Origin of the sequence: Vibrio salinus, assembly GCF_021272385.1 — a bacterium.
In the GTDB taxonomy this organism is placed as follows: Bacteria; Pseudomonadota; Gammaproteobacteria; order Enterobacterales; family Vibrionaceae; genus Vibrio; species Vibrio salinus.
The window spans coordinates 674508-701032 of sequence record NZ_JAJSDZ010000010.1 but is presented as its reverse complement, the minus strand read 5'-3'; the positions used below and the strand labels follow the sequence as shown (position 1 = coordinate 701032).

The following is a 26525-nucleotide window of genomic DNA, read 5'->3' as shown; positions in this document are numbered from 1 at the left end:
TTATTTTGCATTAATTGCAATGCCTAACGGTGTGACTAATAAAGGTTCCGGAGCCACCGTCGACGGGATACCTGTAATCTGGCTGAACACACCCGCAAATTCTTTAAAACTGCTTGCCCCGCCAACCAGCCACAATCTTTCAGCAGAACGATTCACTAACCACGCAGAAACCAGACTGGCCATTTTTTCAACGACAGGAAGAATAACCGGAAACACCTGTTCTTCATTTTCAAATGTTTTTTTCATTTCTTCGGCTTCTTCATACGAAAGCCCTGTGGCTCCGGACAAAACCAACGTCATATGTGATCCCCCAGTCGGTTCATCCGCACTGAAAACCACTTTTCCGTTATGCAGAATGCTCATTCCGGTTGTACCACCACCGACATCAACCACCGCCCCTTCGCTAATATTCAATGCGGTGGCAGCCGCTACCGGCTCATCAACCACATTGGTCACTGTAAATCCGGCAGATTCAACAACATTAACGATTACCTTGGTATCTCCGGCTGAGATACCGGGAGGGATCGCTGTAGCAGCTCGTTCCAAAACACATCCCAAACGCTTTTCCAGCTTGCCTTTCAGTTCCGATACCACCCGGCTTGCTGTCAGGTAATCCACGACAACACCGTCTTTAACAACCGTTGACGGATAAGTAATACCGGTAACAGGCCGGTTATTACGATCAACAACAACCAGTGCGATATTCGCAGTCCCCAGATCGACACCAACTTTATACGGCATATGCCTACGGTGACATTCCCCGGTTCGTACCAGCTCCGCCAGTTCATGAAGACGTTGATTTTTAGTTCTGCTCATAAGCATCATCCGTTATACAGCGATACATAAAATCACCGTTTTTTACCCCCAGACCATTCGCTTCCTCAACATCGATGTGCATCTCTGCTACCGCATCAGAGCTGACCCGGACAACAACATGACGAAATATACCACCGCGGTTTCCATCGTTTGCCATGTCAATTTCCATTCCATCCGACAAACCATATAATTCAGCATCTCTCGGGGAGATATGAATATGCCGCCACGCAATGATCGTTCCTTCATTTTTTGTAACCTGCCCACGGGGACCAATGATATCAACACCGGACGACCCCTCTAAATCACCGGACATGCGCAGTGGCGCTTTAACTCCGAGCTTAAAGCTGTCCGCTACGGAAATTTCAATTTGCGTTTGAGTACGAAGCGGACCTAAAACCCGGACATGTGCAATTTCTCCTTTAGATCCCCGGATTGTCACCACCTCCTCAGCGGCAAACTGGCCGGGCTGCTTTACAGCTTTAAAACGGGTAAGTGATGCGCCGCAACCGAACAATACATCCATATCTTCCCGGCTTAAATGAACATGCCGGTTAGAAATACCAATCGGAACAGCCAGTCTGTTACTTTCTGAATACACAAGAGCGCGCCCTTTATCAGAAAATAATTCCTGCATAATTTGCTGTGTAATAAATACTGCCTGTTCCTGAGTTTCATTCATAATGAGCACACCTGAATTACCATTGATAAAATTAGAATAAGTGCTTTTCGACATGGCTTTTTGCCATTACGCAGGACTTTTTTTACCACCTGTTCAGCACAAGACAATCTTTTCCAGATCACCCGACAATCCGGGAAAATAGCCGGTTGACATCCGATACTGTCGGTTTTCTTGGGTTGGTTTCCGTGCAACCATCACTCAGAGCGGACTCAATAATCAGAGCACGTACTGATTCCAGCTCATCACGGCTTTTACCTAATTCAGTTAATGTTGACGGAATGCCAAACTGTTGGTTTAAACTGCGGATTTTATCAGTCAGTTTTTGTATCCCCCGGGCCTCTGATGACTCGGAGATACTCATCATTCTGGCGCATACGTTGTAACAAGCCAGTATGTCCGGATCATTCGTTTCACTGTTAAACTCAATCACAACAGGCAAAAGCATCGCGTTAATTTTCCCATGAGGGATGTGTAACATTCCTCCAATAGCATGAGCCATCCCATGTACCAGACCTAATCCCGCAGAGTTAAAAGCCATACCGGCCATACAGGAGGCATTGTGCATATGCTCCCGGGCAGAAATATCCTTTTCATCAACAAAAATTTTCGGTAAATAGCAAATGGTCAGAGTAATTGCCTTTTCTGCCAGAGCATTGCTAAAATCGTTTGCTCCGGTTGAAACCAATGCTTCAATGGCATGCGTCAAGACATCCATTCCCGTATCCGCCGAAATCTGACGGGGAACACTAAGAACCAGTTGTGGATCTAAGATCGCGCTATCCGGTAAAAGATCCGGGGACACTAAAGGATACTTTTGTCCATTTTCGGTATCCGAAATGACAGCGTATGATGTCACTTCCGAACCCGAGCCACTTGTCGTGGGAACGGATACCAACTCAATACAATGGTCACCATAGTGCTCTTCCAGTGTCACTTTAATACCTTTAGCTGCATCCTGTGAGGAACCACCTCCCAAAGCAATAATGACTTCCGGTTTAAATGCCTTAAACCGAATAGCTCCGTCTTTTAACACATCCACACCGGGATCAGGCTTAACATCACTGAAAATACTTACTGATGCCTCCGGCATGACATCAATCAGGTCCTGAACTTTTCCTGACGAAACCATAAAAGCGTCTGTCACAATCGCGACTCTTTTTGAACTAAAGCGCCTTAGTGACATGATGGCATTATTTCCAGAATAAACATCTGGAATAGAGAAAAACATATTTGCCATTGTACTAACTACCTTAATCTATTTTCCTACTGATAAAAATTCCGGTTTCAATTCACTCTTTAACATAGCATCAGAGACATAAAGGTGGGATAGGATAACTTGCCCGGCCGAGGGAAAATATTGTGGAAATAAACAAAGAATGACAAAAAATTACAGAGCACATAAAAGTCGGGAAAATGAAGCTAAAAAATTAATTTTATATTATTTACCCACACAATAATGTTGAGACAAATAAATACTACTAACATGACAAAATTTTATTCACCTTCATCACTATACTATGTCAGAAAATTACTTTTTTCAGATATCAGCCATAAATATTAATAACAGAGATAAAGTTATTTCAGATTAATCATCCATCTAAGGTGTTACTATGAATAATTCACTAAAAGGTCAGTGTATTGCAGAATTTTTTGGGACAGGACTATTCATTTTTTTCGGAGCTTGTTGTCTGTGCGCCGTAAAAGTTGCCGGTGCCAATTTCGGACTATGGGAAATTTGTATTGTGTGGGGATTGGGAATTGCGTTAGCGGTCTATTTAACGGCCGGTGTTTCCGGTGCTCATTTAAATCCGGCGGTAACAGTCGGATTATGGTTATTTGCCAATTTTGACCGCAAAAAAGTTTTACCCTACAGTATAGCCCAGACTGGTGGTGCCTTTTTCGGCGCGGCTATCTGCTATTTTATTTATCAGAATCTATTCATCGATTACGAAACAGCCCATCACATGGTAAGAGGTTCTGAGGAAAGCCTGTTCCTATCCAGTATCTTTTGTACTTACCCACATCCTTCAATTACTGTTTTTCATGCGGCAGCCGTTGAAATCATTATCACAGCCACATTAATGTCGTTAATTTTGGCACTGACTGACGATGGAAATGGGGTTCCCAAAGGCGCACTGGCTCCCTTACTTATCGGTATCTTAGTGGCGGTTATTGGTGCAGCAACCGCTCCTCTTACCGGTTTCGCTATGAATCCCGCCAGGGACTTCGGGCCTCGTTTGTTTACTTTTTTGGCTGGCTGGGGAAATATAGCAATGACTGGTGGAAGAGAAATTCCCTATTTATTTGTGCCTATCATTGCTCCTCTGATCGGCGCATGTATAGGAGGTGCCGGATACCGTTCATTAATTGCCAAAAATATTCCATCTGAATCAGATGAACTTGTTGAAAATATTGAAAACCAATAAAAAGATTAATTATTTTAAGATATAACTTACTATTTTCTTTATCTAAAAAACACAGGGATAATATTTACCAATAAATATTATCCCTGCTATAAATATGGCAATTTTAGCTTATATTTTCTTATCAGAAAACCGCTTCCTGAACAATTAGCAGGGAATACGGTAACACCACCAATATTCTGTTGGATAAATTCTTTTATTTTATCGCTCTGACCCGGATTCTACGACTTGGATATTCCTAAGCTCCGACGTCGTGGTTACAACCCATTCTCCAACTTCATATTCATAATATCTGGCTATCTGTGGGCATTTAATCTGAGTCAGGAAATAGATTTCACGACCAACTTCATTTAGCGTTTCAAAGTTAGCCTGCCCTTTTGCAATAATGAGATCAGCAGAACGAAAACATTGTTTAAACCGCCCAGAACACTGTTCAAGAGGTGTCCCCGGAGCATCCGTACCGTTATTGATAACCCGGGCAATCTTATCAATTCCGGCAACAACAGCATCCACCTCCGTGGCATCATTAATCACCGGAGAGGCTTTCACACCATAAGTCACATCAAGATGGTCAGGTAACTGTTCAATCAGTAATTTATCAAAAACCGTTTCACCAACATTGTCCGCTAAAAACAAGACATTTTCTGCTTTATGAACAGCATTCTTTAGCTGCTGAATCATTTTTGAATCAACTGGCTTCTCCAGCGCATTCTGGAATGAATCCATAATTTTACTGTCATCCCAGGCCGATATCAGACCAAAATCGAGAATATTGCCAGCGATGGAAAACCGGACAGCGGCATCAAATGGCATCGTCTGCTCATCGATTAGTTGCCGGATATTATCCACCATAGACAAAGCAACCATTGACGCGTTTTCTTTAACCTGCCGGTAAGGGTCCAAGACATTCATCTCTTCTCGCAATATCCGGTGAATTTTCTGTCCCATCTCCGGGGGAGATAATGACAAATCAAATCCGGATATTTCACACAAAATCCGCTTCATCACTTTTTCAAGTAACAACTCGTCATCACAAACCTGCTGCCCTGCTTCCAGAGCCTGACGTACAAAACACGGAATGCATTCTAAACTACTTCTCATCATTACTCCGAAACCAAACTTATGCGCGGACTGACATAACCTTTCTGCCACAGGTATGTCCTACATTCTTCAACACACAGATTAAAGGCCACATTTCCAAACGTGGCCTAACACATTCAGAACCGAATTACTCATCGGCCCCGATATTCTGACTGATGGTTTCTTGAACGATCATTCTGTTTCTCTGACGACACCGGCAGCGACCCATGGCCTCCTGGGGGGGCATTTCTCCCTGACTGAAATCATAAGTTCCTGTCCCTCCATTACTCTGAATAACGCCAATCCCCTGACCACATCTGCCGCCTTTTGTCTGCCCGTTTCTACGCATATGTCCGGAGCCATCACATGCTTGATCATGTCCCCGGGCCTGTCTGCCCTGTTTTAATCCCTTACCCATACCTTTGCGTTGTCCCTGACCTTGTCCCCGTTGCTGAGAACCCATTTTGTTTCTTCCAGGCATTAGAGTTTCCCCTCTTTATTTGTTGATAACGCACTATTACAGCGTTCATTACATCGACAACGATACCCCCGCCCCCGTCGGTTACCATTTCCTCTCCGGCCACAACCAGGCATTGAAAAATTCACTTGTTCAACCTGGTTTTTCTGCCACGCCCTGACAAGATCATCGATATGTCCGGCACGAAATGAGTAAACAGCGATTTCATTCATTTTTATTGCATGAAATACAGGGCGGCTAACCGCTCCACACACCAGCTCATCCACACCTAAGTCAGAAATAAACATTAATTTTTCATAGGCAGATTCACCCGACAGTTTGAATGTCTGCCGACCAATGATTTCCCGCTGCTCGTTTGTTTCAATGACAAGAAGCTGCCCTGCCACGTCGAATACCGGTGAAATACGATCATTCCAAATAGTAAATGCTGCTTTCATTTAGGACTCCGCTGTTGTTATTTTTCATATAGCAACATTCAGGCCAAATATAGCATAAGCAATTTATATTTATCATCTATCTGAAAAATAAAGATATTTTATTATAGAAGAGAATAAAGATGGAAAAGTAAAAACCTGAAATGGTTGCAACCACGCAACGATTGCAACCATTATGGTTGCGTACATGCAATATACGACAACCCATAATATGTATTCCATGCATTGGAAAAATACTGACTTATACATGACAGGGTCACAAAAAGGGTTTATTTATTTTCGACTTTCATATCAGTGGCAGGAACGCAGCAACAGGCAAGAACCAGATTGTCATCCGGATAATCTTTCCGGAGTGCCGATAACGCCGGAACCTCAGCCTGAACAAACTCTCCGGAAACCACATCCATACAACACGCGCCACAAAACCCGGCACGGCAACTATTTACGACATCAACGCCATGAGCTTCTGCCTGCTCTAACAACGTCTCTTTATTATTACCGGTAAACGTTACCCCATTGATACTAAGCTCTATACTCTTGTCAGTATCCTGATTCGTCACAGAAACAGAAAAATTCTCTTCATGATAACGATCTTCCGGTAGTCCTTTCTTCAGTAGTAGCGCTTTAGCTTTTTGCATAAATCCTTCCGGCCCACAAACAAAAACATCCCGCTGTGTAACATTTTCAATCTGCTTAATGTGGGAAAGCGATAAACGGCCTTTAATCCCATACCAACTACTCTGAGGCTGCGTCAAAGACCAGAGAATCTTTAAACCGGAATACTGATTGCTGAGTGACGTTAATTCATCCCGGCAGGGGATATCCGCTTCTGTCCGGCACTGATGATAAAAGATGACATCATCCAATTGCTTTTTATCAGCAAGATAACGAATCATCGATAACATGGGAGTGATTCCGGAACCGGCGGACAAAAAGAGCAAAGGCTTATCTGTGTGCTCTAAGTAAAATGAACCTTCAGGTATCCGTGCTTTAAGTTCATCACCAACTTTAATGTTCTCTAACATCCAGTTAGAAATCAGTCCCCGATCAACCCGTTTGACAGACACGCCAAGTTTATCCGGACGGGAAGGAGACGAAGATAAGGTATAATAACGAGTCTCGACTTTATCATTGACAGAAAAATCAATAGCAACAAACTGACCCGGTAGATAGTTCACCACGGATGGGTGACTGGTAAACCAGAATGTCACAAAATCCCGGGCAATATCCTGTCGTTCAATACAGGTCAAGATTAAACCTGTCTGTTGAACTCCTGCCTCTTTATTTAATGATGCCTTCATGGGTTCCGACATGATAACTCCTTTATAACTCTAACAATCTGGCTAATATCATATACTCAGATAAACTGAAATGCCGGATTTTATCCGTTGTTCAAATAACTTTTTATCTGACATGGTCATTCTTTCCTTGGTTTCATCCAATTTAACTGAGACAATCTCCGCGTTATTTTTTACTAAGACGATTTATCATGAAATTATTAGTTCGAAATCTTGCGCGCAGCACAGCAGAACACGAAATCCGCGCTTTATTTTCATCCTATGGCTCAGTGTCAGCCTGTAATCTGGTACTCGATCAGGAAACGGGATTATCGAAAGGGTTTGCATTTGTCGAAATGCAAAATGAAGACGAGGCCAAAGCCGCCATTGAAGCTCTGAATCTGACGAAAGTGGATAAAAGTAAAATCAGAGTGAAAAAAGCCCAGCACTGATTCCGGCTTACCCGTTGATGCCTGCCCAGATAAACAGGCATCTTAAGCGGAAAACAACGATACTACAGTCCTCCTTAGCGCGGCTGCAGATATTCAGCACTTACCCACTGATAATGACCGTTAAATAAGACTTTTGCCCAACCATCAATAATCGCAAACACTTGCACAGTTTGTCCGCCATGAAATCTGCCATGTACTTTTCCATGATGACCTGGCTCATTTCTGATATTTAACTAATTGGCTTTTACAATATACATACCTTTCGCCTGAGCAGAACGATGTGAAGCCATTAGTCAAATATCATTAAAGTAAATCGCCACTCTGCCGATATAAGGTCTAACATAAACAACGAATGTCGACCTATCCCTATTGGCCAGAAATGCCACAGGAGCGTGTCTTCAGACTGTTTTGGAATATAAATATGATTATGAAAAACAAACTATTATCCCTGTTACTGGCGCTTCCGGTTTTCTCAGCAAATGCTGACATGCTTCTAGGCGCAGATATCGAAGTCAATGCCTGGAATCAGGACTATGAGTTCAACGATCAGGGTAGCGGGGATGATGTCAATTACACGTTAGAAGCCTCTATCGAACATCCTATCCCACTCATTCCAAACATCAAATATGCGCACTCTTCTGCTGACGCCAACAACTTCAAATACACAAAACAAGATTTGACCCTGTACTACGAACTTTTGGATAATGATCTGGTCTCTCTGGATATTGGGGCCGGGCTAACCTATTTGTCGAAAGGTGAACTGAATAATCAGACATTCGAAGGTTACGTTCCATACCTCTATGCGGCAACGGAAATTGGCATTCCTGGCACACCGTTGTTTATTTTTGGTAAAGGTTCCGGTATCTCCTATTCGGATTACGATATGTTAGATGCATCCGCCGGCCTTCAGTATGAAATCGGTATGGGACTTTTTGATGTAGAGTTGCAGATAGGCTACCGGATTCAGACATTCAATCTTAAAAGTTTTGATAACCTGACAACCACCCTGGATACCGAAACTTCCGGTTATTATGCCGGTGTGAATGTGGACTTTTGACCATTGCAGAGAAATCTTAAAACTACAGTGGAATGAATTCTGAATTGATTCCACTTACAGATTATTTTCCCGCTTTTGCAGATTTCATCTGTGCCTTATGTTTTGCTGCAACTGACTGATGAACTTTACTGACAGAATTTAAAGGTCGCAGCAACAGTTTTATCTGTTTTATCTTATGGTTCTGGTTCCACCTTATGATTTCTGCTCCTTCAATATTTTCCCCAAACGTCACCAGGCAAAATTCAAGCACAGCGTGATTTGAATCGTCAAGAACGCTGGTATAACGAAACGATTGATTAAAAAAAATTTTAAACGCGCCGGACAAATACGTTAAAACGGCTTCTTTTCCCCGGTATGCTTCATTAATATTCGGAGGATACATTTCAACATCTTCCGCCAGAATATCCTCAAGCATTGAGATATCTTTACGCTCAATTGCCTGCCGCCAATGAGTAGTAGAAGACTGTTCCATTAATATTTCACCGCCGAATGTTAGAAGGAAATATAAAAACTATAGTATAAGACGACAATAAGAATAGTAATATAAGTTCATATCTGCTAAAAAAGCCCGAATATATATTCAGGCTTTTACGTTAAACAATACTTTATAAAATATAATCAGAATGTTTCTCTGTATACGTCAGCAAGTTCTTTAGTAGGCAATGGTACATAATTATTTGCCAACAACCGTTGCTGTTTATCAGCAACACTATCAGCAAATTCAACAATGTCGTTTTCTGTCATACCAAACGCATTCAGTTTCTGTTTTTCCCATATAAAATTAAACAGTTCATCCAGTTCTGCGTATACGTCTTTTTCATCGATACCAAGAATAGAAGCCACAAGACAATTAAACACTTTAATTTTGCCTTCTGGCGCCTTGTCATTATATTTTTTAAAGACAGGAGTGAAAAACTCATAATTACACTCACCGTGCGCCACGTGATAATTAGCCCCAAGCGGATAGGCCAGAGCATGAACCGCTCCGACACCGGTATTTCCGAAAGCAATACCGGCATAGTTACTGCCAATCAGAAAGTCTTCGATAATGTCAGAATAATATTCTTTCCCTTTTTCTCTTAAGACCAGGTAGCCTTTCAGAATCAGCTCTATGGCTTTTTCTGCAAATAATTCTGTATAGGGATTTGAGTTAGGAGAAACAAAGGATTCAGAAGCATGAACTAAAGCATCCAGGGTACTAAAAGCAAACACCTTATATGGCATATCTTTCAGAAGTTCAGGAATTAAAACCGCATGATCCGGTAAAAATTCGGGAATTGCCGTCCCCATTTTTGTGTTTTTGGATTTGATTTCAGCCACTGAAATCGCCGTCACTTCACTTCCGGTACCACAGGTTGTCGGTATGGCGACAAACTCTCTGGTCTTATTAAATTCAACTTTACTTTCGAACACATCAAGACAGTCATTTAAGCCGTCAAGAACCAGAAATTTTGCGATATCCATAACCGCACCACCACCGATCGCAACGACGCGGTCATATTGATATTGGGCCGCTTCTTTTATCACATTATCGATAATCTCATCAGAAGGTTCACCAGTACCGTATTTTTTAGGTGAAATAAAAATACTATTCAGATTTAATTCTTTTATAAACTTATTAAAAATGGAATCGTTAACAACGATAACGTCTTTTTCGCTAAGTTTGAACTCCGATGAAAATTCAGAGAATTTCTCAAATTTATGGATGGTAGGTTGGATTTTTATTAATTTCATAATTTCCCTTTACTTTGATAATTTCATTTTTCGCTAATAGATATATTTAACGAAATAATTTTTCTATCAGATCCTATTTGTTTATAGCGCACCTTCTGCCTTCAATGACATCCATTACAATACTGTTATCTCAAAACCACCCGGTCATGGTCATACCAACATTTTCAGGCCCAGGATAAAGTTCCGGACCAAACTGACGATGTCTAAGTTTAGGTATATAAAGCTATTTTCAGATAGGATCTAGTCTAACCTGCTAGTGGAAACAAGAAATTGATTCAAATTAATAACGCAGAATTAACCATAAAAAAACATTCAATATGAATATTCAAACTTCTAAACAAGTGAGTAATAAATAAAATGACGGGATAATACTTATTTCTCAGAATAATTCACTCACATCACTGCATCCGACGGTTCTGACACTGAATAAGAATCTGACTTTTTTGCTCTGACGTCAAAGAGCGCCAGTCAATAATTTCCTGTAATGTTCTTAAGCAACCGATACAAACATCGTTATCATCCAGACAACAATGCCGGATGCAGGGCGATCTGGGTTCCTTGTCCGTGGATTTCACATTATTCACTTATTTGCCCCTCATGATTTGATTTTGTCTTATTTTTCCGCTCTTGGTTTTCTCAGTTGCAACTTCGCGATCCGCCGGCTTAGCACATAAATCCGATTAAGCTGCTCAATCCATTCCATTTCATAACGAAACACTCTCAGACGGTTATCATTCTGCTCAACCAGTCTTTCTGCCTGATGGGCAAGAACCTCTTCCTGCAATGCATTTAATTCTCTTTTAGCACGTAGAACCTGCTCAGCCAAATTTTCATCTTTCCGGCGAATAGAATTTACACAGTCAAGCATGGCCTGATTAACCCGGCCCTGAATATCATCAAGACTACGATGCATCACAGGACTGACCCAAAGCCCGGCTTTTAATGCTTTATAAGCAAGAGGCACCAAAGATTCCGCCACTAAATCGGCAATATTTTCTAACTGTTCGGTCGTACTAATCAGCTTTATCTGCCGGTAACTTTGCTCATCCGACAACGGATGTTTCCGTAAGCGTCCAAGATACAACAATATTCCGGCGTGCAGCTTATCAATTTCATCTTCAACCTGACTGATCTGATTCAGCATACTCCGTATACGTTCTTTTTCGGCACCGGTCATTTGTCTGAATGAAAAAGAAGGTAACATGTTAATCATATTACAGACACGACGTCCTACGCGACCGATTTCGAGACTGGCCTGATCCAAGGCGATATCAGGTGTATGTAAGAATTCGTCTCCCAGATACTTAAGCTGGATATTTTGCGCTTTTTTCTGGGAAACGGATTTCGGATGATAAGGAAGTACCTTTTTTGCCAGATAGATAAACACACCAGAGAAAGGCAGCATAATCAGCGTATTGGCAACATTAAATAGAGTATTAGCATTCGCAATCTGCCTTGGCAGCTCTGCAGATAGTCTGTCAATTCCCGAATATTGAGCATAAACAGGCGAAATACCAACACTCATTTGTTCAAGTACACCGATAAAAGGTATCCAGAGAACCACTCCTATGACGTTGAACAAAATATGGATCGTTGCAGCCTGCATGGCTTCTCTGTTTTTTCCTATAGTCGCAAGAAACGCCGTCACACAGGTACCGATATTGGCTCCCATGGCCAGTGCGATTCCAGCTTCCAGAGAGATTACACCTTGTCCGGCCAGCATGATAACGATACCTGTGGTAGCAGAAGAAGACTGAATTAACGCGGTAAACACAGCTGAAATCAGGATCGCTATGAGAATATGATCCGTCTGGGAAATAATATTGATAAAGACCGGGTTTGTCCTGAGGGGCGCCATTGCTTCTCCCATCAGATTCATGCCCAAAAAAATCAATCCCAGACCAAACAGCACATTTCCATAATGTTTATACGATTCTTTCTGGGCATTAAACTGGATCAGAAACCCAGCAGCTATCATCACCAACGCAGAATGAGTGACCTTAAACGCCACAATCTGGGCCGTCACCGTCGTGCCGATATTGGCCCCCATAATGATGCCTACGGCCTGAGAAAGCGACATAAACCCGGCGGAGATAAAACCGACCAACAATACCGTGGTGACCGAAGACGACTGAATTACTGCGGTCACCCCAACGCCGGTTAACACACCGGTTAGCCGGTTTGTAGTAAGATTAGCGAGAAGCGTTTTCAGCCGGTCACCAGCCGCATTTTTTAGCGCATGGGACATTTTTTCCATGCCATACAAAAAAATGGCCAAACCACCAAGCAGCTCGCAAAACATCATAATGTAATGCATACGCGATCCCCTGATTTAGTCTCTGCTGATTTAAGCATAGACAGAAAATCGCCTTCATAGCATTACTCGATATCAATAGCTTGAATTTACGCACTTATTCAAGTTATATCCTTTTAATTCTTATGTGTTAGATATCTTCTTTTTCCGGGTTAAGTTCAAATTCCAGAATATCTCCGGGCTGACACTTAAGCGCTTCACACAATTTATCGAGTGTTGATAAACGGACGGCTTTCGCTTTGCCATTTTTCAAAACCGACAAATTGGCTTCTGTAATACCGATGATTTGAGCTAGCGTCTTTAAGCGCATTTTCCGCTTAGCCATCATCACATCCAGATTAATGTTTATTGCCATGGCTACCTCTTAAATTGTATGGCTGTTTTCTTCTGCAAGAAGGTACCCTTCTTTCATTACCCAGGAAATAATCAATACAATGCACCCGAATACTAATGTTAAAAAATCCATGTCCCCAAATGTAACCGTCAGTACCCGGCTACCGGGAGGATTATTGAACGACAGAATAACAGACATTAAAGAGTGATAAACGATGGAACCCAAGGCCCAGTAAAAAATGCAATAACCCAGCCTGTGGTAACAGATAGCATTATCGAGAGAAAAAATCACACGGTTTTCATAGTTACGGAATATACGAATCAGCACCTTTAAGGCATACATAAAGACCCCACTTAACAGCAAACTTACTACCATGGCCAGAATCCGACTTGTCATTGTAAGTGGTAGCTGTGTGTAAGTCTTTAACTCATCACCGGACAGAAAAATACCCAGTTGAGCAAGAAAATCATACGATGTTTCGATTGTTAGCCAAAATGCGCAAACTAAAATCGGCGTCAATATCAGAAGAAATTGCAATAAAATCCGGACTCGGCGGCTTTGTTTTTGAATATTTGTCATTTCATCACCTATCACCATTAACGATCGTTAATGATGATAGAGTAGAGAAAATAATACATCAACAAATATATATCGAAAAACGATAATTTTTTACCAATAAAGAGGTGTTTTCTTTTATTGAGTCAGTCAGGCCTTTGTCGAGGTCGGATCTATCACAACACGCTCAGACGCATAACGATTAGCTAAAATCGCACAGTAAAAAATCTGAATGGGGTGATAAAGCATGATTGGCAATAGAATCATCCCCAGATTTGGGTCAGTACCAAAAATGACCTTAGCCATAGGAACACCTGCTGCCAATGTTTTCTTGGTCCCGCAAAAAACAGCTGCAACTTCATTTTCTCTTTCAAAACCGACCTTTCGCGCTCCCCACTGAATGGAGTGCACCATCGTCAGTAAAACAACACAACAAATTCCTATACAAAGAAGTAACAGGCCGATGGAAAAATCACTCCAAATGTGATTCGCAACCGAATCACAAAAAGCATTATAAACAATCATGATAATGACGTATTTATCAATCTTATTAACAATGGATTTATGTCTCTGAGTAAAGCCCATTAGCAAAGGCCGTAATATCTGACCGGCAACCATGGGTAACAAAAGTAATTTTGATATCGAAACGACGGAACTCATTAAATTCAGCTCAACCCCTTCAAACCCCATAAAAATCTGTATCAGAAATGGGGTAATGAAGACACCTAAAATGCTGGACAACGAGGCATTAAAAATAGCGCCAGGCACATTGCCTTTACCAACACTGGTCATTGTCACCGAAGAGGAAATAGTACTTGGTAACACAAAAAGATAGCAAAAGCCAAAGGCCAACGCTGTCGGCATGATAGCAAGAAACCCATCACCAAAAATAACCCATAACAGCGGGTAGACCACAAAAGTCGCACACTGAACATAAATATGAAGACGCCAGTTGCTAACTCCTGACTTAATTGCTTCGGGGGACAAACCGAGCCCATGTAAAAAAAACACCAACGCAATGCCGATGCCGGTTAATTTATCCAGATGAATAAGACCATCCGTTTTACCCAACTGCTCAGATACTGTTGCAAGTAATATTGCTGCAATCAACCCCAGTAAAAACCACTCTTTCTTTATTTTTGTTGTTATATTCATTGAACTTCCTTACTCCATTTTCAAACTCATCAGGTCAACAAAAATTAAGCCAGCCGACAGATAATGTTAAATTCATTGACTACCAAAAAATCATGTTTCATGATTCACCTGCCTCTATCAGAGTATTGAGATCACCATTTGCAATGGCAGAAATATAAGTTGTGATTTTGTTGCTATCCCAGTGCCACCATGCAATTTCCTGCAACTTATCAATGGTATTCTGGTCAAAACGATACTTTAAAATTTTAGCCGGATTCCCACCGACAATACTGTAAGCCGGTACATCTTTTGTTACGACGGATTGACTCGCAATGATTGCCCCATTACCAATGGTAACACCAGGCATAATCGTGGACTTATAGCCGATCCACACATCATTCCCAACTACAGTATCCCCCTTGTATGGAAGATCTCCGGATTCAGGGGCCGACGCTTCCCAGCCTTGACCAAAAATATAAAAAGGGTAACTGGAAAAACCGGAGGCTTTATGATTTGCGCCATTCATAATGAACTGTACATCTTTAGCAATGGCACAAAACTTTCCAAGTTTCAGTTTATCGCCAATAAACGGAAAGTGATAAAGAACGTTACTCTCGAAATTTTCCGGACCATCAGGATCGTCATAATAGGTATAGTCTCCGACTTCAATATTAGGTTTCGTAATGAAATTTTTAAGAAAACCCACTTGAGGAAATCCTTTCATTGGTTCTTTATCATTAGGATTCGGACCGTTCACAGCATACCTCTCAAAATTTATCAGTGAAATCGATACTATTGACGTTGTATTATCTCTTAATATATTCACTCAAGTTGACCGGGCATATTAGTTTATAATATCTAACATTTCTCCTATTTTAGATATGGTAAAATCCTGCCCCCAGCTTTGTTTTTTATCGGTAACTAATACCGACTGAATGCCTGCCTTTTGAGCGCACTCAATATCCTTCTTCTCGTCACCGATATAGTACGTATTTCTGTTATCCATACCGTATTCAGACTGAATTTGACGGATTCCATTTGTCTCAGGTTTCCTGAAACCAACATCACACGACGTTAAAACCGAATCCAAATGAGGTGATAACGCTTTCAGATCATCCATAACAAAATGCCTTGGCATACCGTACGGAACATCCGTAAGCACAGCTGTTTTATATCCCAGACACTTTAGTTCTGCCAATGTCTTAATCGCGGTATCTTCGGTGTCGCACGCTCTTTGAAAATAGTCAAAAAAATACTGCTCAAACAAGTGTTTCTCTGCACAGAAAAGTCGGGATACTTTCGTAAGCACTTCACCCTCTTCTATTTCAAAAGTACGAAAGTGAGTCCGGGTATTATAAAATGACAGGATATCGATAGCTCTGTTTAATTCTTCAGCGTTACAGCTAATATTCAGACAGCCTAAACTTTCTTTTATTGCTTGCTCATAATGCTCCGTCCAGTTCAGTGAAATCCCTTTATATTTAATCAGCGTATTTCCCAAATCAAAAATTAATAATTTCATGTCAGTCCCAAAATACTATAAATAATTAAGTGATAAACCGACGCCGACGTCTGAAACTTCGACATACTCAGACAGCTTAATCTTATATTCCAGGCTGGTACAGTGGCATGGGTGAATTTTCGTAAGATGCTGATTTTTAAAATAGTCCATCGTTCCTTCTGACAGAATACTGTCGGCATCAAGAAGGTGAAAACCGCCAATAATATCAACCACCCGATCATCACCACAAACAACTTTGGCATATTCAATAATATTGCATATGCCTGCATGAGAGCATCCTGTAATAATCACTAAACCTAATGATGACTTGTAAACCAAAGCGGAATCATCTCTGATATAATCATCACACATTGCGTGGTTCTGTTCACACCGGCCTACCGGTTCGGTATTTTCAAAAGCAACGGTTCGGGCTATTTCACCTAAAAAAACCAGATTATCTGTAATCCAGAAAGGCTTATCGGTAAAGCGGGTGTCAAAATACCGCTGAATCTTTTTACCGTCTAGCACTGAGCCAATTTCGTCTCCGGAATACTCTTTGTAAGAAAAAACGTCAGGATGCGCAATGACAGTGGGATTCAAATAATTAATCCCTTCCGCTTTTGCCTCAGAATACAGTTTAACGAGTGGAACTAACCCGCCGGTATGATCATTATGGCCATGAGAAATAACGACATAGTTTATATCCGTTAAATTCTCATCCATTTTTCTGGCATTCCGGATAAAAACATCGGAATACCCTACATCAAACAATAATTTTGTGTCGCCATCTGTAATTAAATACGACACAGCCGGTTCGGCCAGATAGTACCGGTCAATGATCGTATTGTTATCGACCAACACTTTTAATTCCACAAAAAACCTCCGTCCCTGGTAATTTAAGCGTACTAGTTTTTACCGTTCTTAAATAAGAAAACAAATCGTGACATTCAATATATTCTGAACCAGATGATACCTTTTTTAAAAGGTTAATAATTTATCACGGAGCCACTGCCTGAAAAATTGTAACTGTTCCCGAGTATGGAAATAGTGTTCTCCACCTTTCAATACTTCTAAATCACAATTGAATTGATTTGAAAATGAAGAAATTGTTTGACTATCGGTCAGGTTATCATTTGAGCCATACAAAACTGATGTAGGTATATTCCATTCGACAACCGGATGGGATTTAACATAACAATAATAGTCCCAATACAGGGTTTCACCTATAGGAAGGGCTATTTCCTGCATATCCATAAGCTGTTTCTCTCTGATATCAAACCATTTCATTAAGTTCAACAAAATGGATTCCATATTAACGACTGGCGATAAAAACAACGCTTGGTTTAGTGCCAGCTCATTTTTGTAAGACAAAAGACTAAAATAAGCTCCCATACTACAGGCGAATACGCTGACATGGGATGACAATAATTTTGCATAGCTGATTATGTCATCAAGTTCTTTCACACAATTTTGTACTTTACACAATGTCGGGTCAGTTTTTCTTTCTCCATGCTTTGGTAAATCGAAACTCAATACCTGGTATCCGGCTATCATGGCTTCTTCTGCCAGAATACCAATCACATCATCGGCTTTATCGGACTGATTTCCGTGTACCGCTATCCATATCCGATCAGATTTTTCTCCCCACAATAATGCTGGAATATGTCCAACATTAATTTTTTCTTTTTTCAGCATACATATCCCTACTATCCGGACAGGCTTGTCAGAGACACTTTTCCATCACAAAGTTTCTAAGCTTTTGTCCCCGGATCTCAATTACCTGTTCGCCCGTCACCCAAAAACCAAAATGCTCATAAAACGGACGAGCTGTCAGACTCACGTTTGAATAATAACGTTCAATACCCCGCGCCCGTCCGACCGAGAAAATGTGCTCCATCAGGCAGCGGCCAACTCCCCGGTTTTGGTATTGATCGTGACAGAAGAAATGATCAATCAGCCCATCCGGCTGAAGATCAGCATAACCTACAACTTTACCGTCAATTTCAGCAACAAAAGGAGACAGCACTAACAGGGTGCGTTTCCACAAATCAACATCGTAAGATTCAGGAATCCAGGCTTCAACCTGTGCCTTTGAATAATCTCGGGTATTAATGTTTCTGACGGTACGAAAACAAAGAGCCCGCAACTCTCCGGCGTCAGACTCTTTATAATCTCTAATCACGATCAATGAGACCTCCTCCATTTTTATTCAGGAAGAAACACCCCGGCGAAAGCAAGGGGCCAGAACAACAGACCAACGACAATCCAGAACCAATTCAGCACCGTCAGTTTGTCGTTTTGCTCTCCGGTAGAATCACCGGAACTGATATTAATGGCCTTCTGAGCTATTTGCAGCACATACCAGATAACCGGGATGACCAGTATACCCAGCAGATCGGTATACGGGCTACCGATGTTCTTTAATGACAACCGGTCGAGAATCCGGCCAACAATCAACAAAGATACATAAGCATGGGCCGTATAAGCAGGATGCCATGAATACGGTAACTGAGTTCCCTTTAATTCCGCATCCACTTTTCTGAATAAAGAATGAGTAAAAAAGATTTGAAAGATGGCACGGGCAATTGGCCAGACCTTTTCACCGGTTTCGGTTTTATAGTTTACCCAGTTCTTATAAGCCCAGTACACCTGATATAAACCAAAGGTGGCAAAAAACAATATCGTGAATTTCCGCATGGATACCACATAAAACTTATCTGCATTAACGCTTATTTCTTCCGTCTCTGAAACTGTCATTTCCGGTTCTTCTTCTATTTGTGACATAAACGATACCTTATACAATATATACTATTTCGTTCTTCATCTTATTTGTAACCAACTGAAATATAATGATTTATTCTACTAATTTTCTGCTATAAATCCTTCATGAAATATCACATTACCTTGCGGTATATGGTGATAAAAAGGAAGAACAAAAAAACTTCAGGCGGGATACCATCAAGAATTAAACCATCCGCATTTTTAAATCCGAATCGTGGATAATATTCCGGGTGACCAACCAGACAACACCCTTTCGCATTTCGTTTTTTCAGCCTGGTCAGGCCTTTCTCTATAAGTGCTTTGCCAACCCCCCTTCGCTGATAGTCCGGATGAACAGAAAGCGGTCCGAGACCATACCAGTCTTTTGTACCATCAGACATAGAAACCGGTGAAAATGCAATATGTCCAACGACAACTCCATCTATTTCAGCAACCAGAGATAAAGCCAACGCACCAGCTTTTCTCAGAGCATTGACAATAAAATGTTCCGTGTGATTGCTGATTTCCATTTTTTTAAATGCGGCAATGGTTATCTCAGATATAACCGCATAATCCGAGTCTTTTTCTTCCCGGATCAGCATAGTTTGTGTCATTCAGATCGTGTCCTTATCAATTTTTATCGTATTTTAGCCAGCCAGTAGTTCTGTAAAAGAGAATAATTACAATGTCAGACTTATTCTTTGGCCTTTATCATATTCACTGCGAACCAGTTTCACAGATGGCCTGAATACCGCCTACGGCATAAGTCAGTAGCGAAGGATAAAGCGCTTTCAGTTCCTGATCGGACAATGCCCCCCTCGACATCGTTTTTATCCGTGACGGACGGGAAAAAATACCGACCATAACGGCTGCAGAAAAAATAAACCCACTGGCTACCTGCTCATGACTGGCTTTTGGATAACAGGTTGCCAACGCATCAATAAACAGGTAAGCCACAGGATCCATGTATTTTTTCAATACCGGCATATGACGTTCATTATGAGATATTTGAGCAATCAGTCTTGTATAAGACTGCCATCCGGGATCTTTAGAACTGGCAAGCTCAAAGTAAGGATGCATAAAGGCTTCCATGACCTGCTGAGCACTAAACTCACTAAGAGTCGTTATTTTCCTTAAAGCCGCTTTACGCATACAATTAAGTTTATCAATTCTCCGGGCGACTACCGCCTCAAATAAGGCTTCTTTTGTGCCAAAATGATAGGCAAGCAGTCCTAACCTTACCTCCGCGTTATTCGTTATTTTTCTTACAGAAACATAATCATACCCAAATTCAGCAAACAGACTTTCCGCCGAATTCAGTATTTTTTCACGAGTGTTACCGGCCATAGTTATCCTTTCAACCAAATGCGCCCTATCAAGCTGACTTATTGTACTTTTCTGAATGAAACCCGGTACCGGTGTTAATAAAAAGAGCCAAAAAACAACCATTATTTTGGTTCAAATGAGATCATTGTCACTTTTCTAACCTTATAAATGATCAAACCTAATAATAATTGGTCGGTCGACCAACTTAATAATGGAATTGACTAAATGAAACAAAAACGATTCATTGATTTATCTGTCAGTATCGAAAACGATGTTCCTGCCGATCCGCCAGGTCTCAGACCTCAAATCACTTACCTGAACCACCAGAAAAGTGCGTCTGAGATGGCGGAATTTTTTCCGGGTATCACTCCAAAAGACTTTCCTGATGAAGAAGGCTGGGCAGTTGAAGAAGTGACCCTGACAACTCACGCCGGAACTCATATGGACGCACCATACCACTATGCTTCCACCATGAATCACGGTCAGCCATCCGCAACCATCGATCAGATTCCTCTGGACTGGTGTTTCCGCCCCGGAGTCAAGCTGGATTTCAGACACTTTCCGGATGGGCATGTCGTCACAGCACAAGAAGTGGCTCAGGAACTGGATCGCATTCAATACCAACTTCAGCCTCTGGATATTGTTCTGGTAAACACCTGTGCCGGTCAGGCTTACGGTGACCCTTCTTTTCTGAGCAAAGGATGTGGAATGGGACGTGAAGCGACACTTTTCCTGCTTGAACAAGGTGTCCGGGTAACAGGAACTGATAGCTGGAGCTGGGATATCCCTTTTAAATATATGACTGAACAATATCAACAGGACGGAAACAGTCAGGCTATCTGGCAGGGACACCGGGTTGGCAGAGACATCGGCTACTGCCATATGGAAAAACTTCACCACCTGGAGCTGTTACCTTCCAGTGGATTCACTGTCGCCTGTTTCCCGGTAAAAGTACATGCCGCATCCGCAGGATGGACCCGGGCAGTCGCTATTCTGGATGAATAACACGGAGAAAATCTATGTCAATTAGTACCCTGAAAGAAAAATTATGCGGCGTGTGGGAACTGGAAAAATTTACCGACACGCTTGATGATGGCCGGGTTGTTCACACCATGGGAGAAAAAGCTTCCGGATACATCAGCTATAACGCTGAAGGATGGGTCTCAGTCCAGATTATGAGTCCTGACCGAGAGTTATTTGATAACCCGGACATCATTGGTGGTTCCCCCACACAACTTGCCAGAGCCGCAACCAGCTATTTCGCTTATGCAGGCCGGTTCGAAACCAGTGAAGCTCAACAAACGGTGACTCATTTTCTTCAGTATTGTCTTATCCCTAACTGGGTGAGTACTCAACAGCTCCGGCATGTGAAATTTGAAGAGAATGAAACCGTTCTAATCCTGAAATCGGACCCGATGGTATTCGATGGTGTCACCCATAACCCGGAACTACGCTGGCGCCGGCGTATGAAAAAATAAGGAGAAAAGCGATGTCATCTGATGAAATTTACATTGTTGCAGCCAAACGGACACCAATCGGTTCTCTGCTCGGTCAGTTCTCGGAAATCCCGGCCCCCATACTGGGTGCAACCGCGATAAAAGCCACTATCAACGAAAGTGGCCTTCCGCCCGGAAATATTAATGAAGTCATCATGGGATGTGTACTGACAGCCGGTATCGGACAAGCACCGGCACGTCAGGCAATGATACAGGCAGGGATACCTCTTTCCACCGGAGCAACAACGGTTAACAAAGTCTGCGGCTCCGGAATGAAAGCGCTGATACTTGCGCACGATACCATCGCAGCCGGTTCGGCTGAGATCATTATGGCGGGAGGAATGGAATCCATGAGTAATGCCCCTCATCTATTGCAGATAAGGCCAGGCATCCGGCTCGGCGATGCAATCACTTATGACCATTTAACCCGCGATGGTATTGATAACTATGATGGCCGGTCTCTTGGGTTATTCTCAGAAGACTGTGCCGGAAAATATCAGTTCTCCCGCGCACAGCAGGACGCCTATGCTACAGAGTCCGTCCGCCGGTCACAACATGCACAGTCTGCCAGTTTATATAACGATGAAATAGCCCCGGTCGAAATCATACAGGGGGAAAAGCCCGGGATTATAGCTATGGATGAGCTGCCTCAGCATGCGGACATTTCGAGAATACCAACCATGAAGCCGGCATTTAAACCGGATGGGACGATCACTCCGGCAACCGCTTCCGGTTTCAGTGATGGTGCAGCCGCCATTATGGTTGCGTCACAGAAAGCTATTGAAAAACATGACCTGACACCAATTGCCCGGATTGTTGCTCATACAACATTTTCTCAGGAACCGGAATGGTTCACAACGGCACCGGTAGGAGCAATTCGTCTTTTATTAAATAAAACCGGATGGACAGTACCTTCTGTTGATCTGTTTGAAATCAACGAAGCACTTGCCGTGGTTCCTCTTGCCGCAATCGAAGAACTGGATATTCCTCTGGAAAAACTCAACGTCCATGGTGGAGCCTGTTCACTTGGTCATCCGATAGGTGCTTCCGGCGCCAGAATTGTGGTAACCCTTATTCATGCCCTTCGTTCCAGGGGACTGAAAAAAGGAATCGCATCATTATGCATAGGTGGAGGAGAAGCAACAGCTGTCGCAATAGAATGTCTGTAACTCAAGTAAAATTCAGTCTCCCCAAACCGCTCTAGAACTTGGGGAGATAATCAGAACCAACCTGAGCACTCAGAATACCAGTCCGATAGTCTTCAATGCCTGTTCGCACTGAAACGCATTTTGAAACTGAATAGCAGAGATACCCACCGCTTCTGCCCCTTTCACATTGTGTGGCATATCATCAATAAACACCGTTTCTGCTGCCTGTAACTCATGGCATTCCAACAAAGAATGGTAAATTTCCGGCTGAGGTTTCAAAAAACCAACCTCTGCTGAAACCGTTGCCCCATCAAAAAGTCCCCAAAATGTATATGTGGATTTCAGATAATCCACAATTTCGGTGACATTATCCGTCAGTGCATACACACCATAACCGGCGGCTTTCACTCGCTCCAGTAAGTCCAGCGAACCATAAATCATCAATTGGGTTTGTTTGACGTAATAAAATAACCGCTGGCATTCCAGCTCAGACAAACCGACACGCTGCTGATATTGATCTTTGGCTTCAGATTCAGAGAACAACCCCCGATTTAAATCCAGCCAGATAGAATTTTGGAAAATGGATTTGGCACTCTCTTCAGGAGAGCCGGTATCTCCAAACGTTAACCGGGCGATCTCTAACGGCGACCAGCGAACCAAGACATTCCCAACATCAAAAACCACATTTTTAATCTTACCTGATTCCATACCATTCCTTCCCATATTTGATCGAACTTATATACCCAAGCAACCTGAAGATGCATGATTCAGCACCAGCCGAAACGTGCAGTTCAAGGAAGGTGAATGCCGGCATGTAAACACATGTCAAATTCACCTGACGCAGAAATGTGCGTTTCGGCTGATGCCCTGCGGGTGAGTTTGTCCGGGCTTGCTCCAGCGTTACTGATTCTCAACGTAGAATGACTATGTTTTCCCTCTTTCGTTATAAAGAAGGGGAGCCTTGTTTCAAGCCCGAACAAATCTCACTGAACACCGCATATTCAGGTTACTTGGGTATAGGATCTGTTCGAATGCAAAGTATTTTATATCAAGTTATCGGTAACTGTAATGCAGTAAGCGTCATTTCAGTTAGCAATTCCGACACCATGAATTATATTTGATAGTATCCTCAGGCAAAACAGAGTGAATACTATGTTTCTAACCCGCTTAATCTACGTCAGCACCTTATCATTAGACTGCGATTCAAATGCACTGGATGACATACTGAAAACGTCACGGGAGCACAACGAAAAGACCCACATAACCGGACTGTTAAGCCATAACCAAAAATACTTTTTACAATGTTTGGAAGGCTCAAGAGTCGAGATTAACAACACTTATCATCACATAATAAACGATCATCGTCACACCAATGTGACGATTCTGGAATACAAAGAAATTACTCACAGAGACTTCGGTGACTGGTCTATGGGCGATATTCCCCAGACTTTCCTGACCACATTACTGAATCTGCAATTTTCAGGTTCAGAAGAATTTAACCCTTATGAAATGTCTGGAGAAAGTGCATACCTGATGCTGCTGGAACTGAAAAAGAACTTACCATCAGAATAGTCAGAACAGGTATACAGAGGTCATCACACCCTGCGCTTAACAGCGGGTTATGAGCGGGCCCGGGCGTGTGCTTTGACGTATTTTTTTACCTTCTTCATCGCCATCTGACGTTTGAGAGGTGACAGGTAATCAATGAACAGATTGCCCGACAGGTGGTCTATCTCATGTTGCATCGCAATGGCTAAAAATTCATCACTTTCAATGGTTATCGGTTGACCTTCCCGGTCTAAAGCCGACACCACCACCGAGGTATAACGTTCAACCTCAGCATAATAATCAGGAACCGATAAACAGCCTTCTTCACCCAGCGCTTTATCTGAACCACTGACCACTTCCGGATTCACCAGAATAAGCGGATCATCCCGGTTCTCTGACAAATCAATAATAACAACCGCTTCTTTACGGCCAACCTGTGGCGCAGCCAAACCAATGCCATTGTCGGTCGAATACAACGTATCGAGCATGTCATCAATTAGCGTCTGTACAGTTGCAATGTCCAGTACCTTTTCTGCTTTGATTTTAAGCCTTGGATCCGGAGCGGTGATAATATCTAAAACTGCCATACTTACCTTTATAAAAACTGATTTTCAGCGAAATAGCGCGATACGTTAACACGTTTCTTTAAGGTTTGTCAGTTGGAAATGTGTCTTACTGGCCGGAAGAACACCAAAATTTTCTCGAAAGTCTAGGTATTTCAAGGGGATGAAATGACCATAATCGGAATACTGTAGCCTCAAAACCAGACCGCCTCGACAAACGAGGCGGTCTTTTTTCATCCGGCGTACTAAGACTGCCGAATCAAATGTTGAAATCCCTGCTCAGTCAGGCTGGTTTCCATCACGGAAATCACCTGTCGGCTGGTGCTCCCCGGCATCCAGTCGGATTCTGTCTTCCGGTTAAGGATCAAGGATGAAACATGCTCAATTTCATATTCAAATCCCCCACCAGTTGCCGGGATCTCAATGGTAATTCTTTCTCCGCGGTGCTCAATGTCAATCACGGTCGGATTCCACCACTTGCCATGAATCATTATCTCGGTATCCGGCCCTTTGATAATGGCTTCACGCTTCAGATTACGGGTAATGGACGCTCCAACCCGTCCGTTCATTTCACCTTCAAACAGAAACTCAACGTTTTCATCAACATCCGACGTATCATTATCTTTACTGTATTGAACAGAAGGTTTTACCCATCGTTTTTGAGTTAACGCGCATAAATCGGCATACAGCCACAAGGCATACACAGCCACATCCAGTGTCGCACCACCACACAAATCCGGATTAAAAATTTGTTGAGTTATATCGAACTCATGCCAATTACCAAAATAGGCTTGAACGGAATTAATGTCGACATCGTTATCCCGGATAAATTGCCGCAACTGACGGTAAGCTGGAAATGCCACACTTTTCATCGCTTCGACCAAAAGAAGTCCTTTTTTCTCAGCCAATGCTGACATTTCATCCCAGTCTTTGGTATTGGTAAATGCTGGTTTTTCAACTAAAACATGTTTGCCGTGAGTTAAAAACAACTCCGCCATGCTTTTATGGAAAGGATGAATGGTCGCAATATAAACTGCATCAATCTCCGGAGCCTGTGCCAAAGCCTGATACGACCCGTAACTGGTCCGGCAGCCGTACTCGCCGGCAAATCCTGCAGCCCGTTTCGAATCTCTGGCGGCGACAGCAGACAGCTCAGCGTTATCTGCCTGCTGTGTTAAATCATTAGCAAAGCGGCGGGCAATTTTACCTAATCCGGCAATCCCCCAACGTACTTTTTTATCCTTCATATTCATACCATCCTTATCAGAAGGAAAACGTCCTTCTCGGCAAAAAGCTCAACTATTAAATATAAATATCCTGTAAAAAACACTAAGGAATATCAAACATTAACAAATATTTAGTATTTAAAACTGGCTATTTAAGCCTGTCAAATGCAATCTGTTATCAATGGAGTTA

34 protein-coding genes are annotated in these 26525 nt (G+C 42.3%); 8 read left to right on the top strand and 26 right to left on the bottom strand.

The window, feature by feature from the left end:
• The 3 genes from eutJ to LRQ06_RS16710 form a co-directional block, all read right to left on the bottom strand.
• Window positions 1-816: an ethanolamine utilization protein EutJ gene (eutJ, locus tag LRQ06_RS16720; RefSeq protein ID WP_232768182.1), complete on the bottom strand. Its 816-nt coding sequence runs from the start codon at window positions 814-816 to the stop codon at window positions 1-3.
• On the bottom strand, window positions 803-1495 hold the full coding sequence (pduL, locus tag LRQ06_RS16715; RefSeq protein WP_232768181.1) for a phosphate propanoyltransferase: 693 nt from the start codon (window positions 1493-1495) through the stop codon (window positions 803-805). The genes eutJ and pduL overlap by 14 nt, the downstream gene beginning before the upstream one ends.
• Window positions 1496-1613: 118 nt before the next feature.
• Window positions 1614-2732 (bottom strand): 1-propanol dehydrogenase PduQ, encoded by a 1119-nt coding sequence (locus tag LRQ06_RS16710; RefSeq protein WP_232768180.1) that lies wholly within the window; start codon window positions 2730-2732, stop codon window positions 1614-1616.
• Window positions 2733-3105: 373 nt separating this feature from the next.
• Between LRQ06_RS16710 and LRQ06_RS16705 the strand changes: the two genes are divergently transcribed.
• Window positions 3106-3921: an MIP/aquaporin family protein gene (locus LRQ06_RS16705; RefSeq protein ID WP_232768179.1), complete on the top strand. Its 816-nt coding sequence runs from the start codon at window positions 3106-3108 to the stop codon at window positions 3919-3921.
• Between the two features lie 198 nt (window positions 3922-4119).
• Here LRQ06_RS16705 and LRQ06_RS16700 read toward each other — a convergent pair whose 3' ends face one another.
• The 4 genes from LRQ06_RS16700 to LRQ06_RS16685 all read right to left on the bottom strand — a co-directional run bounded on the left by LRQ06_RS16700 (window position 4120) and on the right by LRQ06_RS16685 (window position 7223).
• Window positions 4120-5070, bottom strand: a complete 951-nt coding sequence (locus tag LRQ06_RS16700) for a damage-control phosphatase ARMT1 family protein (protein ID WP_232768178.1) — start codon at window positions 5068-5070, stop codon at window positions 4120-4122.
• Between the two features lie 76 nt (window positions 5071-5146).
• On the bottom strand, window positions 5147-5479 hold the full coding sequence (locus LRQ06_RS16695) for a hypothetical protein (RefSeq protein WP_232768177.1): 333 nt from the start codon (window positions 5477-5479) through the stop codon (window positions 5147-5149).
• The gene (locus LRQ06_RS16690; protein WP_232768176.1) at window positions 5479-5913 is read right to left on the bottom strand and encodes a NifB/NifX family molybdenum-iron cluster-binding protein; all 435 of its coding nucleotides are present in this window, start codon (window positions 5911-5913) and stop codon (window positions 5479-5481) included. Before LRQ06_RS16690 ends, LRQ06_RS16695 begins: the two co-directional genes overlap by 1 nt.
• Before the next feature lie 266 nt (window positions 5914-6179).
• Window positions 6180-7223 (bottom strand): FAD-binding oxidoreductase, encoded by a 1044-nt coding sequence (locus LRQ06_RS16685; protein ID WP_232768175.1) that lies wholly within the window; start codon window positions 7221-7223, stop codon window positions 6180-6182.
• A 176-nt stretch (window positions 7224-7399) separates the two neighbouring features.
• Here LRQ06_RS16685 and LRQ06_RS16680 point away from each other — a divergent pair, with 176 nt between their 5' ends.
• Window positions 7400-7639 (top strand): RNA recognition motif domain-containing protein, encoded by a 240-nt coding sequence (locus tag LRQ06_RS16680; protein WP_232768174.1) that lies wholly within the window; start codon window positions 7400-7402, stop codon window positions 7637-7639.
• A 74-nt stretch (window positions 7640-7713) separates the two neighbouring features.
• Here the strand turns inward: LRQ06_RS16680 and LRQ06_RS21255 are convergent, their stop codons facing one another.
• Window positions 7714-7866 carry an SH3 domain-containing protein gene (locus tag LRQ06_RS21255; protein ID WP_373054859.1) on the bottom strand — a complete coding sequence of 51 codons (153 nt, stop codon included), beginning with the start codon at window positions 7864-7866 and terminating at the stop codon, window positions 7714-7716.
• Window positions 7867-8060: 194 nt separating this feature from the next.
• On the opposite strand from LRQ06_RS21255, the gene LRQ06_RS16675 reads away from it, so the two are divergent.
• Entirely contained in the window at window positions 8061-8696 is a 636-nt protein-coding gene (locus LRQ06_RS16675) for a TIGR04219 family outer membrane beta-barrel protein (RefSeq protein ID WP_232768173.1), read from the top strand.
• Window positions 8697-8757: 61 nt separating this feature from the next.
• On the opposite strand, the gene LRQ06_RS16670 is transcribed toward LRQ06_RS16675, so the two are convergent.
• The 6 genes from LRQ06_RS16670 to LRQ06_RS16645 all read right to left on the bottom strand — a co-directional run bounded on the left by LRQ06_RS16670 (window position 8758) and on the right by LRQ06_RS16645 (window position 13597).
• Window positions 8758-9168 carry a nuclear transport factor 2 family protein gene (locus tag LRQ06_RS16670; RefSeq protein ID WP_232768172.1) on the bottom strand — a complete coding sequence of 137 codons (411 nt, stop codon included), beginning with the start codon at window positions 9166-9168 and terminating at the stop codon, window positions 8758-8760.
• 146 nt (window positions 9169-9314) lie between these two features.
• Entirely contained in the window at window positions 9315-10430 is a 1116-nt protein-coding gene (locus LRQ06_RS16665) for a 4-hydroxybutyrate dehydrogenase (protein ID WP_232768171.1), read from the bottom strand.
• A 398-nt stretch (window positions 10431-10828) separates the two neighbouring features.
• The gene (locus LRQ06_RS16660; protein ID WP_232768170.1) at window positions 10829-11014 is read right to left on the bottom strand and encodes a DUF1289 domain-containing protein; all 186 of its coding nucleotides are present in this window, start codon (window positions 11012-11014) and stop codon (window positions 10829-10831) included.
• 29 nt (window positions 11015-11043) lie between these two features.
• The gene (locus tag LRQ06_RS16655; RefSeq protein WP_232768169.1) at window positions 11044-12747 is read right to left on the bottom strand and encodes a Na/Pi cotransporter family protein; all 1704 of its coding nucleotides are present in this window, start codon (window positions 12745-12747) and stop codon (window positions 11044-11046) included.
• Between the two features lie 127 nt (window positions 12748-12874).
• Window positions 12875-13099 (bottom strand): helix-turn-helix domain-containing protein, encoded by a 225-nt coding sequence (locus LRQ06_RS16650; RefSeq protein WP_232768168.1) that lies wholly within the window; start codon window positions 13097-13099, stop codon window positions 12875-12877.
• 9 nt (window positions 13100-13108) lie between these two features.
• The gene (locus tag LRQ06_RS16645) at window positions 13109-13597 is read right to left on the bottom strand and encodes a DUF2975 domain-containing protein (protein ID WP_373054839.1); all 489 of its coding nucleotides are present in this window, start codon (window positions 13595-13597) and stop codon (window positions 13109-13111) included.
• Here LRQ06_RS16645 and LRQ06_RS21250 point away from each other — a divergent pair.
• Complete coding sequence (locus tag LRQ06_RS21250) at window positions 13552-13743, top strand: hypothetical protein (protein WP_373054838.1); 192 nt, start codon at window positions 13552-13554, stop codon at window positions 13741-13743. The two genes, LRQ06_RS16645 and LRQ06_RS21250, sit on opposite strands and share 46 nt — an antisense overlap.
• Window positions 13744-13783: 40 nt before the next feature.
• Here the strand turns inward: LRQ06_RS21250 and LRQ06_RS16640 are convergent, their stop codons facing one another.
• The 9 genes from LRQ06_RS16640 to LRQ06_RS16600 all read right to left on the bottom strand — a co-directional run bounded on the left by LRQ06_RS16640 (window position 13784) and on the right by LRQ06_RS16600 (window position 20375).
• Window positions 13784-14788, bottom strand: a complete 1005-nt coding sequence (locus tag LRQ06_RS16640) for a bile acid:sodium symporter family protein (RefSeq protein WP_232768166.1) — start codon at window positions 14786-14788, stop codon at window positions 13784-13786.
• Between the two features lie 97 nt (window positions 14789-14885).
• A complete protein-coding gene (locus LRQ06_RS16635; protein WP_232768165.1) occupies window positions 14886-15524 on the bottom strand; it encodes a Vat family streptogramin A O-acetyltransferase in 639 nt (212 codons plus the stop codon).
• Between the two features lie 87 nt (window positions 15525-15611).
• On the bottom strand, window positions 15612-16289 hold the full coding sequence (locus LRQ06_RS16630) for an HAD family hydrolase (protein ID WP_232768164.1): 678 nt from the start codon (window positions 16287-16289) through the stop codon (window positions 15612-15614).
• A 15-nt stretch (window positions 16290-16304) separates the two neighbouring features.
• On the bottom strand, window positions 16305-17141 hold the full coding sequence (locus LRQ06_RS16625) for an MBL fold metallo-hydrolase (RefSeq protein WP_232768163.1): 837 nt from the start codon (window positions 17139-17141) through the stop codon (window positions 16305-16307).
• Window positions 17142-17246: 105 nt separating this feature from the next.
• The gene (locus tag LRQ06_RS16620) at window positions 17247-17963 is read right to left on the bottom strand and encodes an alpha/beta hydrolase (protein ID WP_232768162.1); all 717 of its coding nucleotides are present in this window, start codon (window positions 17961-17963) and stop codon (window positions 17247-17249) included.
• A 28-nt stretch (window positions 17964-17991) separates the two neighbouring features.
• Window positions 17992-18456 (bottom strand): GNAT family N-acetyltransferase, encoded by a 465-nt coding sequence (locus LRQ06_RS16615; RefSeq protein ID WP_232768161.1) that lies wholly within the window; start codon window positions 18454-18456, stop codon window positions 17992-17994.
• 17 nt (window positions 18457-18473) lie between these two features.
• A complete protein-coding gene (locus LRQ06_RS16610; RefSeq protein ID WP_232768160.1) occupies window positions 18474-19052 on the bottom strand; it encodes a hypothetical protein in 579 nt (192 codons plus the stop codon).
• A 110-nt stretch (window positions 19053-19162) separates the two neighbouring features.
• Window positions 19163-19642 carry a GNAT family N-acetyltransferase gene (locus LRQ06_RS16605; protein ID WP_232768159.1) on the bottom strand — a complete coding sequence of 160 codons (480 nt, stop codon included), beginning with the start codon at window positions 19640-19642 and terminating at the stop codon, window positions 19163-19165.
• A gap of 103 nt (window positions 19643-19745) precedes the next feature.
• Window positions 19746-20375, bottom strand: a complete 630-nt coding sequence (locus LRQ06_RS16600; protein WP_232768158.1) for a TetR/AcrR family transcriptional regulator — start codon at window positions 20373-20375, stop codon at window positions 19746-19748.
• Window positions 20376-20579: 204 nt separating this feature from the next.
• Between LRQ06_RS16600 and LRQ06_RS16595 the strand changes: the two genes are divergently transcribed.
• From LRQ06_RS16595 to LRQ06_RS16585, 3 genes are read left to right on the top strand one after another with little or no spacing between them, the layout of a single operon-like run.
• Window positions 20580-21359: a cyclase family protein gene (locus tag LRQ06_RS16595; protein ID WP_232768157.1), complete on the top strand. Its 780-nt coding sequence runs from the start codon at window positions 20580-20582 to the stop codon at window positions 21357-21359.
• 14 nt (window positions 21360-21373) lie between these two features.
• Window positions 21374-21832: a lipocalin-like domain-containing protein gene (locus LRQ06_RS16590; RefSeq protein ID WP_232768156.1), complete on the top strand. Its 459-nt coding sequence runs from the start codon at window positions 21374-21376 to the stop codon at window positions 21830-21832.
• A gap of 11 nt (window positions 21833-21843) precedes the next feature.
• The gene (locus LRQ06_RS16585) at window positions 21844-23019 is read left to right on the top strand and encodes a thiolase family protein (RefSeq protein WP_232768155.1); all 1176 of its coding nucleotides are present in this window, start codon (window positions 21844-21846) and stop codon (window positions 23017-23019) included.
• A gap of 69 nt (window positions 23020-23088) precedes the next feature.
• Here LRQ06_RS16585 and LRQ06_RS16580 read toward each other — a convergent pair whose 3' ends face one another.
• Window positions 23089-23706, bottom strand: a complete 618-nt coding sequence (locus tag LRQ06_RS16580) for an HAD family hydrolase (protein WP_232768154.1) — start codon at window positions 23704-23706, stop codon at window positions 23089-23091.
• 444 nt (window positions 23707-24150) lie between these two features.
• On the opposite strand from LRQ06_RS16580, the gene LRQ06_RS16575 reads away from it, so the two are divergent.
• Complete coding sequence (locus tag LRQ06_RS16575) at window positions 24151-24570, top strand: BLUF domain-containing protein (protein WP_232769003.1); 420 nt, start codon at window positions 24151-24153, stop codon at window positions 24568-24570.
• Between the two features lie 47 nt (window positions 24571-24617).
• Here LRQ06_RS16575 and def read toward each other — a convergent pair whose 3' ends face one another.
• Both def and LRQ06_RS16565 read right to left on the bottom strand, forming a co-directional pair.
• A complete protein-coding gene (gene def, locus LRQ06_RS16570) occupies window positions 24618-25133 on the bottom strand; it encodes a peptide deformylase (RefSeq protein ID WP_232768153.1) in 516 nt (171 codons plus the stop codon).
• Between the two features lie 221 nt (window positions 25134-25354).
• Window positions 25355-26362 (bottom strand): Gfo/Idh/MocA family protein, encoded by a 1008-nt coding sequence (locus LRQ06_RS16565; protein ID WP_232768152.1) that lies wholly within the window; start codon window positions 26360-26362, stop codon window positions 25355-25357.
• Window positions 26363-26525: the final 163 nt, after the last annotated feature.

Excerpts from the sequence above, each read along its gene's own strand:
- LRQ06_RS16680 (WP_232768174.1), top strand. The coding sequence starts at position 7,400 with ATGAAATTATTAGTTCGAAATCTTGCGCGCAGCACAGCAGAACACGAA.
- LRQ06_RS16710 (WP_232768180.1), bottom strand. The coding sequence starts at position 2,732 with ATGGCAAATATGTTTTTCTCTATTCCAGATGTTTATTCTGGAAATAAT.
- LRQ06_RS16575 (WP_232769003.1), top strand. The coding sequence starts at position 24,151 with ATGTTTCTAACCCGCTTAATCTACGTCAGCACCTTATCATTAGACTGC.
- LRQ06_RS16565 (WP_232768152.1), bottom strand. The coding sequence starts at position 26,362 with ATGAATATGAAGGATAAAAAAGTACGTTGGGGGATTGCCGGATTAGGT.
- LRQ06_RS16665 (WP_232768171.1), bottom strand. The coding sequence starts at position 10,430 with ATGAAATTAATAAAAATCCAACCTACCATCCATAAATTTGAGAAATTC.
- LRQ06_RS16670 (WP_232768172.1), bottom strand. The coding sequence starts at position 9,168 with ATGGAACAGTCTTCTACTACTCATTGGCGGCAGGCAATTGAGCGTAAA.
- LRQ06_RS16655 (WP_232768169.1), bottom strand. The coding sequence starts at position 12,747 with ATGCATTACATTATGATGTTTTGCGAGCTGCTTGGTGGTTTGGCCATT.
- pduL (WP_232768181.1), bottom strand. The coding sequence starts at position 1,495 with ATGAATGAAACTCAGGAACAGGCAGTATTTATTACACAGCAAATTATG.
- LRQ06_RS16690 (WP_232768176.1), bottom strand. The coding sequence starts at position 5,913 with ATGAAAGCAGCATTTACTATTTGGAATGATCGTATTTCACCGGTATTC.
- LRQ06_RS16640 (WP_232768166.1), bottom strand. The coding sequence starts at position 14,788 with ATGAATATAACAACAAAAATAAAGAAAGAGTGGTTTTTACTGGGGTTG.
- LRQ06_RS16605 (WP_232768159.1), bottom strand. The coding sequence starts at position 19,642 with ATGACACAAACTATGCTGATCCGGGAAGAAAAAGACTCGGATTATGCG.
- LRQ06_RS16610 (WP_232768160.1), bottom strand. The coding sequence starts at position 19,052 with ATGTCACAAATAGAAGAAGAACCGGAAATGACAGTTTCAGAGACGGAA.
- LRQ06_RS16590 (WP_232768156.1), top strand. The coding sequence starts at position 21,374 with ATGTCAATTAGTACCCTGAAAGAAAAATTATGCGGCGTGTGGGAACTG.
- eutJ (WP_232768182.1), bottom strand. The coding sequence starts at position 816 with ATGAGCAGAACTAAAAATCAACGTCTTCATGAACTGGCGGAGCTGGTA.
- LRQ06_RS16600 (WP_232768158.1), bottom strand. The coding sequence starts at position 20,375 with ATGGCCGGTAACACTCGTGAAAAAATACTGAATTCGGCGGAAAGTCTG.
- LRQ06_RS16585 (WP_232768155.1), top strand. The coding sequence starts at position 21,844 with ATGTCATCTGATGAAATTTACATTGTTGCAGCCAAACGGACACCAATC.
- LRQ06_RS16685 (WP_232768175.1), bottom strand. The coding sequence starts at position 7,223 with ATGTCGGAACCCATGAAGGCATCATTAAATAAAGAGGCAGGAGTTCAA.
- LRQ06_RS16620 (WP_232768162.1), bottom strand. The coding sequence starts at position 17,963 with ATGCTGAAAAAAGAAAAAATTAATGTTGGACATATTCCAGCATTATTG.
- LRQ06_RS21250 (WP_373054838.1), top strand. The coding sequence starts at position 13,552 with ATGTTTCGATTGTTAGCCAAAATGCGCAAACTAAAATCGGCGTCAATA.
- LRQ06_RS16630 (WP_232768164.1), bottom strand. The coding sequence starts at position 16,289 with ATGAAATTATTAATTTTTGATTTGGGAAATACGCTGATTAAATATAAA.
- LRQ06_RS16650 (WP_232768168.1), bottom strand. The coding sequence starts at position 13,099 with ATGGCAATAAACATTAATCTGGATGTGATGATGGCTAAGCGGAAAATG.
- LRQ06_RS16595 (WP_232768157.1), top strand. The coding sequence starts at position 20,580 with ATGAAACAAAAACGATTCATTGATTTATCTGTCAGTATCGAAAACGAT.
- def (WP_232768153.1), bottom strand. The coding sequence starts at position 25,133 with ATGGCAGTTTTAGATATTATCACCGCTCCGGATCCAAGGCTTAAAATC.
- LRQ06_RS16675 (WP_232768173.1), top strand. The coding sequence starts at position 8,061 with ATGATTATGAAAAACAAACTATTATCCCTGTTACTGGCGCTTCCGGTT.
- LRQ06_RS16705 (WP_232768179.1), top strand. The coding sequence starts at position 3,106 with ATGAATAATTCACTAAAAGGTCAGTGTATTGCAGAATTTTTTGGGACA.
- LRQ06_RS16580 (WP_232768154.1), bottom strand. The coding sequence starts at position 23,706 with ATGGAATCAGGTAAGATTAAAAATGTGGTTTTTGATGTTGGGAATGTC.
- LRQ06_RS16695 (WP_232768177.1), bottom strand. The coding sequence starts at position 5,479 with ATGCCTGGAAGAAACAAAATGGGTTCTCAGCAACGGGGACAAGGTCAG.